Origin of the sequence: Novosphingobium sp. UBA1939, assembly GCF_002336885.1 — a bacterium.
Lineage (GTDB): Bacteria > Pseudomonadota > Alphaproteobacteria > Sphingomonadales > Sphingomonadaceae > Novosphingobium.
This window is the reverse complement of record NZ_DDFB01000027.1, coordinates 66293-74565: the sequence shown is the minus strand read 5'-3', so window position 1 is coordinate 74565 and position 8273 is coordinate 66293. Positions and strand designations below refer to the sequence as shown.

Annotated in this window: 7 protein-coding genes and 1 tRNA gene; 6 read left to right on the top strand and 2 right to left on the bottom strand. The window is 66.4% G+C overall.

Features of this window, described 5'->3' with window-relative positions:
- Nucleotides 1-1023: aspartate carbamoyltransferase catalytic subunit (locus B3547_RS04790; protein WP_292960703.1), on the bottom strand; the 1023-nt coding region annotated here is incomplete at its 3' end.
- A gap of 84 nt (nt 1024-1107) precedes the next feature.
- On the opposite strand from B3547_RS04790, the gene sppA reads away from it, so the two are divergent.
- From sppA to B3547_RS04770, 4 genes are all read left to right on the top strand, one after another.
- Nucleotides 1108-2991 carry a signal peptide peptidase SppA gene (sppA, locus tag B3547_RS04785; protein WP_292960701.1) on the top strand — a complete coding sequence of 628 codons (1884 nt, stop codon included), beginning with the start codon at nt 1108-1110 and terminating at the stop codon, nt 2989-2991.
- A gap of 109 nt (nt 2992-3100) precedes the next feature.
- Nucleotides 3101-3185, top strand: a tRNA-Leu gene (locus B3547_RS04780).
- A gap of 75 nt (nt 3186-3260) precedes the next feature.
- Nucleotides 3261-4841 (top strand): trigger factor, encoded by a 1581-nt coding sequence (gene tig / locus B3547_RS04775; RefSeq protein ID WP_292960699.1) that lies wholly within the window; start codon nt 3261-3263, stop codon nt 4839-4841.
- A 150-nt stretch (nt 4842-4991) separates the two neighbouring features.
- Nucleotides 4992-5789 (top strand): lysophospholipid acyltransferase family protein, encoded by a 798-nt coding sequence (locus tag B3547_RS04770; RefSeq protein WP_292960697.1) that lies wholly within the window; start codon nt 4992-4994, stop codon nt 5787-5789.
- Here B3547_RS04770 and B3547_RS04765 read toward each other — a convergent pair.
- The gene (locus B3547_RS04765) at nt 5759-6553 is read right to left on the bottom strand and encodes a GNAT family N-acetyltransferase (protein WP_125954953.1); all 795 of its coding nucleotides are present in this window, start codon (nt 6551-6553) and stop codon (nt 5759-5761) included. The two genes, B3547_RS04770 and B3547_RS04765, sit on opposite strands and share 31 nt — an antisense overlap.
- A gap of 229 nt (nt 6554-6782) precedes the next feature.
- Between B3547_RS04765 and clpP the strand changes: the two genes are divergently transcribed.
- Both clpP and B3547_RS04755 read left to right on the top strand, forming a co-directional pair.
- A complete protein-coding gene (clpP, locus tag B3547_RS04760) occupies nt 6783-7490 on the top strand; it encodes an ATP-dependent Clp endopeptidase proteolytic subunit ClpP (RefSeq protein ID WP_124809218.1) in 708 nt (235 codons plus the stop codon).
- Nucleotides 7491-7648: 158 nt separating this feature from the next.
- On the top strand, nt 7649-8273 hold a 625-nt coding region (locus B3547_RS04755; RefSeq protein ID WP_414690492.1), incomplete at its 3' end, for a ClpX C4-type zinc finger protein.

The following is an 8273-nucleotide window of genomic DNA, read 5'->3' as shown; positions in this document are numbered from 1 at the left end:
TTCGGCCCAGCCGGGCACGCCTCTCGCGCGCCGTGTCAGCACGTCCAGACAGGCCATGCGGATGGCGACGCCGCGTTCCACCTGCCGGGTAATCAGGCTGCGGGTGGGATGGTCGGCCACCTGGCTGTCGATCTCCACGCCCCGGTTCATGGGGCCGGGATGCATGACGAAGGCATCGGCTTCCGCCTTGGCGAGCCGGTCGAGCGTCAGCCCGTACAGATGCCGGTATTCGCGGGGGGAGGGGATGAACTGGCCGCTCATGCGTTCCTGCTGAAGCCGGAGCATCATCACCACTTGCGCGCCTTTCAGCGCCGCGTCGAAATCGTGGAACGGCGTCACGCCCATCGCCTCGATCTCGGCAGGCATCAGCGCGGGCGGCGCGCAGACGCTGACATCGGCCCCCAGCGCGGTCAGGGCCAGGATGTTGGAGCGGGCGACGCGGCTGTGCAGGATGTCCCCGCAGATCGTCACGCGCAGGCCGTTCAGGTCGCTGCCGGGGGCGAGCTTCAGCGCATGGCGGATGGTCAGCGCGTCCAGCAGTGCCTGCGTGGGATGCTCGTGCTGGCCGTCGCCCGCGTTGAGCACCGGGCAATCGACCTTTTCGGCGATCAGCCGCACCGCGCCGGAACTGGCGTGGCGGATGACGATGGCGTCCGCGCGCATCGCGTTCAGCGTCATCGCCGTGTCGATCAGCGTTTCGCCCTTCTTCACGCTGGACGTGGCGGCGTGCATGTTGACCACGTCTGCCCCGAGCCGCTTGCCCGCGATCTCGAACGACAGCAGCGTGCGGGTGGAATTCTCGAAGAAGGCGTTGATGATGGTCAGGCCGGAAAGAACTTCGGCGCGCTTCTGCGATTGCCGGTTCAGCTCCACCCACTGTTCCGCCTCGTCCAGCAGGAACAGGATCTCGTGCCGGGCAAGCCGGCCGATCCCGGTCAGATCGCGATGGGGGAAGGCAAGGCCGCCGGCGGGATAGCGGGCCGATGGCGGTGCGGCGGGGGAGGTGGGGGTCGATGGGTGCATCGAAGACCACGCCCTAGACCCGCGATGGAGGCATCTCAAGCCTTGCGGCTGGAACTCTTCGCGTTCCGGCCGTAGATATCCCCCATGAAGTTCGCTCGCTCGGCCTGGAAGCTCCTCGTCGCCGTCAAGGACGCTCTCGTCCTCCTGTTCCTCCTGCTGTTCTTCTGGGCGCTCTATGCGGTGCTCACGCTGCGTCCGGCGCCCGGCATGGTGCGCGAAGGCGCGCTCTATCTCGTGCTTGATGGCCCGGTGGTGGAGGAGCGCAGCCATATCGATCCGTTCGGCCTGCTCACCAGCGGCGAAAAGCCGCGCCGGGAATACCGCGAACGCGACATCGCGCGCGCGATCGAGCAGGCGGCCACCGATTCGCGGATCAAGGTAATCGTGCTCGACCTTGAAAAGTTCGCCGGCGGGCGGCAGGTGCATCTCAGCCATATCGGCGCGGCGATGGACAAGGCCCGGGCGGCGAAAAAGCCGGTGCTGGTCCGCGCGGTGATGTACCAGGACGATGGCGTGCAACTGGCGGCCCATGCCAGCGAGGTCTGGGTCGATCCGATCGGCGGCGCGATCGTGACCGGCCCCGGCGGCACCAACCTTTATTACAAGGCGCTGCTCGACCGGCTGAAGGTGAAGGCGCACGTCTTCAAGGTCGGCACGTACAAGAGTGCGGTGGAACCCTACATCCGTGACGATGCCTCGCCCGAAGCGAAGGAAGCGCTAAACGCGGTGTACACCGCGCTGTGGGACAGCTGGCAGGCCGAAGTGAGGAAGGCCCGGCCCAAGGCAAATCTGGCGCTGGTGACTGGCGATCCGGTGAAGTGGCTGGCCGAAAGCAACAACGATGCGGCGCAGGCCGCGCTCAAGGCCGGGTTGGTCGACAAGCTGGGCGATCGCATCGCCTTCGGCAAGCGCGTGGCCGAACTGGCGGGCGCCGATCCTGCGGCCGGGCTGGGCGCGTTCCGCTCCACCGACATGGCGACCTATCTCGCCGACAGGCCGGAACCGCGCGAAGGCAAGGCGATCGCCGTGGTGACCATTGCCGGCGAGATCGTCGATGGCGATGCCGGGCCGGGAACCGCGGGCGGCGATCGGATCGCCGCGCTGCTCGACAAGGCGGCGGCCAGCGATGACTACGCCGGACTGGTGGTGCGCGTCGATTCGCCCGGCGGATCGGTGCTGGCCTCGGAACGGATTCGCGCGGCGATCGAACGGATCAAGGCCAAGGGGCTGCCCGTGGCCGTTTCCATGGCGAATCTGGCGGCGAGCGGCGGGTACTGGGTCTCCACGCCCGGCCAGCGCATCTTCGCCGAACCGGATACAATTACCGGCTCGATCGGCATTTTCGCGGTGATCCCGACCGTCGAGGACACCATCGCGCAGTATGGCGTCCATGCCGACGGCCTGCGCACGACGCCGCTGGCCGGCCAGCCCGACCTGCTGGGCGGGCTGACACCGGCGTTCCAGGGGCTGCTGCAAGGCCAGATCGAAAACAACTACCGCCGCTTCATTGGCCTTGTTGGCGCATCACGCCACAAGACGCCCGAACAGGTCGACGCGATCGGCCAGGGCCGCATCTGGGACGGCGGCACCGCGCGGCAGAACGGGCTTGTCGACCAGTTCGGCGGGCTGGACGATGCGCTGGCGTGGACCGCCAAGGCGGCCAAGGTCGACAAGTGGCATCCGGTTTTTCTGGGATCGGGCGATGGTACGGTGCGCAGCCTGCTGGAACAGATGGTGAGCGACGACGGGGACGCCGCGGCGGCGCCGTCGGGTGATCTTGCCGGCTTCGTCGCGCTGCGCCAGCAGGCTCTGGCCGACCGGCTGATGGCCGATGCCGCGCGCTTGCTCTCGGGTCGCGGTGCGCAGGCCTATTGCCTGGAATGCGCGGCCGACGACCGGTCCGCAGCGCGCCCCGCACCCCTTCCGGGACGGGGGTGGCTGGCCTTGCTGGCGCGCCTTGCACCCTGATCGAAAGGCTTCCAGCGTACCGCATTGCCCGATCAGGGCCCGTTGAGGCCCAAGGCGCTTGCCCTTTTCCCGCCGCTGCGATAGGGGCACCGCCTGCTTTTCGCCGGATGCGGGCGTGGCGGAACTGGTAGACGCGCTGGATTTAGGTTCCAGTATCGCAAGATGTGGGGGTTCGAGTCCCTTCGCCCGCACCAGCCGCTGCGCCATGCTCCGACCCGAGGACGACGCGCCGCGCGGTGCGTCAATGACGTACAGAAAGTTGGATCAGGATGCAGATCGTCGAGACCACCAACGAGGGCCTGAAGCGCGCCTACACCGTGACCATCCCGGCCGCCGACATCGCGTCGCGCGTTGAAGGGGAAGTGAAGAAGATCACGCCGCAGGTGCGGATGCCCGGCTTCCGCCCCGGCAAGGTGCCCGCGAACCTCGTGCGCAAGATTCACGGCCCGGCGCTTCACCAGGAAGCGCTCAACACCACCATCCGCGCCGCGCTCGACAAGCTCGTCGCCGATCACAAGCTGCGCCCCGCCGTGCAGCCCTCGGTCGCGCTGGGCGATGGCTATGCCGAAGGGCAGGATGCCGAACTGACCGTCGCGCTCGAAGTCCTGCCGGATATCGCCGCGCCGTCGCTCGAAGGGCTGAAGCTTGAAAAGCTGGTGGTTCCCGTGGGCGAGGATCAGGTGGACGAAGCCGTCAACCGCATCGCCGCCGGGCAGAAGAAGTTCACCGACGCGCCGAAGAACGCCAAGGCCAAGGAAGGCGATCAGCTGATCATCGATTTCCTCGGCAAGGTCGATGGCGTCGCCTTCGAGGGCGGCACCGCCGAGGACCAGGCGCTGGAAATCGGTTCGGGCCGCTTCATCCCCGGCTTCGAGGAACAGCTTACGGGCGTGAAGGTGGGTGACGAGAAGGTCATCACCGTCACGTTCCCGGAAGACTATCCGGCCGAGAACCTGAAGGGCAAGGAAGCCACCTTCGACATCACGGTGAAGGCGGTGAAGCACGGCGGCGAGTTCGTGGCCGATGACGAGTTTGCCAAGATGCTCGGCCTCGAAAGCCTGGAGCAGCTGCGCGGCCTCCTCAAGGGCCAGCTCGAACAGGAAACCGCCGGTCTTACCCGCACCCAGATGAAGCGCGCGCTGCTCGATCAGCTGGCCGCCGGCCACGATTTCGCCGTGCCGCCGTCGATGGTCGAAGCCGAATTCGAACAGATCTGGCAGCAGCTGACCCACGAAGCGAGCCACGAGGAAAACCCCGAGGAAGCGCTGAAGGAGATCGAGGCGGAGAAGGAAGACTACCGCAAGATAGCCGAACGCCGCGTCCGCCTGGGCCTGCTCCTCTCCGAAATCGGCCAGGCCAACGGCGTGCAGGTTTCCGCGCAGGAAATGGAAATGCTGATCCGCCAGGCGGCCCAGCAGTACCGCGAGGAAGATCGCCAGCGCTTCATCGAATACGTCCGTTCGGAACCGCTTGCCGCCGCCCAGCTGCGCGCGCCGCTCTACGAGGACAAGGTCGTCGACTTCCTGTTCGACAAGGCCGAAGTGGCCGAGCGCGAAGTGACGCGTGACGAACTGCAGGCCGCGATCGAAGCCGAGGAAGGCGTGACGCCGGCGGCCGAAGCGAAGCCCGCCGCGAAGAAGAAGGCTCCGGCCAAGAAGAAGGCCGAAGCGTCCGCCGAGGAAGCGCCCGCCGCCGAAGCCCCGGCCGAGGAAGCCAAGCCCGCCGCGAAGAAGGCCGCGCCGAAGAAGAAGGCGGCCGCTCCCGCTGAAGCGTCGGCCGAGGAAGCCGCTGCCGAAAAGCCGGCTCCGAAGAAGAAGGCTCCCGCCAAGAAGAAGGCCGAAGAGGCCTGATCTTTGGCGCTGTCGCCCCCTTCCGGGGCTGACTGACGAAACAGGAAGGGCGTGCCGCACAGGGCGCGCCCTTTTTGTTTGTCGCGATCCTGTCATGCCCGTGTCGCATGCCTCGCCACGATGCGGACATACGCGCGGGAGTGATCGTCGATGGCCGAAGGCTGGCGGAAATTGCGCGTGGGCTATCGCTGCGGCCGCGCGCTCGGTTCGCTCGTTCTCGTGTTGATGCTGTCGGTGCCCTGGCGGCTGGCGGGGCGGTGGCGCACGTCGCGCCGGGCGATCGAGAACGCGGCGTGGGACATTCTGCTGCGAGGCTTCGGCATTCGTGTCCGGTGCCATGGCGATCGTCGCCTGGCGCCGGGCACTCTGGTGTTGGCGAATCACCTGTCATGGGTCGATATCGCGGTGCTGGCGCGCGTGGCGGACGTGGGTTTCGTGGCCAAGGCCGATGTTGCCGGCTGGCCCCTGCTGGGCGTTCTGGCGCAACGGCACGGCAGCGTGTTCGTCGACCGCCATCGCCGGGCGGGCGTGGTCGAGGCGCGGGGGGAGCTTGTCGTGCGGCTGGCGTCGGGGCGCTCGCTGGTTCTCTTTGCCGAGGGTACGACCAGTACGGGCGAAGGCGTGGTGCCGTTCCATGCCAGCATGGTTCCGGATGCCACGGCGGATCGTGGCGTGATCTGCCCGGTCACGCTGGCCTGCCGCGATCCGCGCCAGCGGGCGTTGGTCGCCTGGATCGGGGACGACGCCCTGCTGCCGCACGCGCTGGCGCTGGCCGCTGCCGGGGGCGCGACCATCGATGTCGATTTCGGCAAACCGCTAGGCGGCGGCGATCGCAAGCAGGTCGTCCGTGAAGCGCATGCCCGAATCGCGCTGCGCCTTGCCGACCTGCTGGGCGGTGGCGCCGCCCCGACGGAAGATCAGGCTGCCACGCTGAAACGGGCGGCGTAGCGTTCCGAGATCAGCTCCACCGGCATCACCACGCAGACGTCGATCGTGTTGAATTCACGGTCCACGAACGCTCCGTCACCGAAACGCGCGCCCGCGCGCAGATAGCCCTTGATCAGCGGCGGCAATTGCACCAGCGCCCGCCGCTCGTCATAGCTGCCGCGCGGCAGCCGTTCGAGCGCGATGCCCTTGCCGGGAAGCACCGCAGGCCGCTGGTAGTCTGGCGCAAGGCAGACGTGATGGAGGTAAGACAGCGCCGCCGCGTGCGCGTCCGGGTCGATGCCGGGGAACGAGGCGCAGCCGAACATCAGCCCGATGTCATGGAGCGCGAGATAGTCCGCGATGCCGCGCCAGAGCAGCGAGATGGTCGCGCTGGTGCGATAGGCGGGCAGCACGCACGAACGCCCCAGTTCGAGCAGTTCGCCGCCCCCGCTACGCGCACCGGCCAGCCGGGACAGGTCGAACTCGCCTTCCGAATAGAAGCCGCTGGCCTTGCGCGCCACGCTTTCGCGCAGCAGGCGATAGGTCCCAACCACCAGCGGGCCCCTACCGCCATCTTCGGCGCACCCGTCCTCGTCGACCACGAGCAGGTGATCGCACAGCGAGTCATAGGGATCGCTGTCGATGCAGGATTCGCCGCTGACGGGAATGTTCGCGCCCATCTCTGCGGCGAAGACCTGCCAGCGCAGTTTCTGCACGGCCACCAGATCGCCGTGGTCGCGCGCCAGCCGGACCGAAAGTCTGCGAAGTTGCGTGTGCGAACCCATGGTGTCCTCCGATCCTTGATCGTAGGATGCCTTCGTGACCGCTGCGCGTCGAAGCGGTGACAGTTTGACGGCATGGACGGCGGTTTCGCCACGGTTCCGTCAAGATCGCGCGGGACATTTTCGCGTTTCATCCGCCGATGGGGACGGTATTTCCGGCATGGACGGGTTAACGCCCTTGAACATCTTCCCGTGGCACGCGACATAGACGCGGCAACCACAAGAGGGATTCATGCTCGACCTGTTCGGCCACAACAGCGGCGCCTATGGCGCTCAAGGCAAGTTCACCACCGATCCTGTCACCGGCGCGCTCGTTCCCGTCGTCGTCGAACAGACCAGCCGCGGCGAACGCAGCTTCGACATCTTCAGCCGCCTGCTGCGCGAACGCATCATCTTCGTGACGGGCCAGGTGGAAGACCACATGGCGGCGCTGATCACCGCGCAGCTGCTGTTCCTCGAATCGGAAAACCCGTCGAAGGACATCTCGATGTACATCAACTCGCCGGGCGGGGTCGTTACTGCGGGCATGGCGATCCATGACACCATGCAATACATCCGCCCGCGCGTGTCCACGGTGTGCATCGGCCAGGCCTGCTCGATGGGCAGCTTCCTGCTGGCGGCGGGCGAGCCGGGCATGCGCATCGCGCTGCCCAACGCGCGAATCATGATTCACCAGCCCTCCGGCGGCGCGCAGGGCATGGCGTCCGACATCGAGATCCAGGCGCGCGAGATCCTGCGCATCCGTGAACGGATGAACAATCTCTACGTCAAGTACACCGGCCGCACGCTGGAGGAGATCGAGCGGGCGATGGATCGCGATACCTTCCTCGAAGCCGACGAAGCGCAGAAATTCGGCCTTGTCGACAAGGTTTTCGAATCGCGTCCGGCCACCGACCAGACCGGTGTGGAGGAAGGTTCGGGCGGCGCGCCGGCCGCCTGATGAGGAAGAACTGACAGGGGCCGCACGGCGCTTAACCTTGGCGAAAGGCACCGTGCGGTAACCCGATTTTCGCTTTGAACGTGTCCGGTTGATTAATGCCCTTGGGGTAGTAGGATGATCGGGCCGGCCTTCCGTGGGAAGGCGCCTGGGATGATAGAATGACGAAGCTTTCCGGATCGGATACCAAGAGCACCCTGTACTGCAGCTTCTGCGGCAAGAGCCAGCATGAGGTGCGCAAGCTCATTGCGGGGCCGACCGTGTTCATCTGCGATGAATGCGTCGAACTGTGCAACGACATCATCCGTGAAGAGACCAAGGCCGGGATCGCCGGGAAGAAGGATGGCGGCATACCCACGCCGCGTGACATCTTCGAGACGCTGAACGACTACGTGATCGGCCAGGACCGTGCCAAGCGCGTGCTTTCGGTGGCCGTCCACAATCACTACAAGCGCCTGAAGCACAGCGGCAAGGGCAGCGAGGTCGAGCTCTCGAAGTCGAACATCCTGCTCGTCGGGCCGACCGGTTCGGGCAAGACGCTGCTGGCGCAGACGCTGGCAAAGACGTTCGACGTGCCCTTCACGATGGCCGACGCCACCACGCTGACCGAAGCGGGCTATGTGGGCGAGGATGTCGAGAACATCATCCTCAAGCTGCTGCAGGCGTCGGACTACAACGTGGAGAAGGCGCAGCACGGCATCGTCTATATCGACGAGATCGACAAGATCAGCCGCAAGGCGGAAAACCCCTCCATCACGCGTGACGTATCGGGCGAGGGCGTGCAGC

Coding starts and splice junctions, on each gene's coding strand:
- sppA (WP_292960701.1), top strand. CDS start 1,108: ATGAAGTTCGCTCGCTCGGCCTGGAAGCTCCTCGTCGCCGTCAAGGAC.
- tig (WP_292960699.1), top strand. CDS start 3,261: ATGCAGATCGTCGAGACCACCAACGAGGGCCTGAAGCGCGCCTACACC.
- B3547_RS04770 (WP_292960697.1), top strand. CDS start 4,992: ATGGCCGAAGGCTGGCGGAAATTGCGCGTGGGCTATCGCTGCGGCCGC.
- B3547_RS04765 (WP_125954953.1), bottom strand. CDS start 6,553: ATGGGTTCGCACACGCAACTTCGCAGACTTTCGGTCCGGCTGGCGCGC.
- clpP (WP_124809218.1), top strand. CDS start 6,783: ATGCTCGACCTGTTCGGCCACAACAGCGGCGCCTATGGCGCTCAAGGC.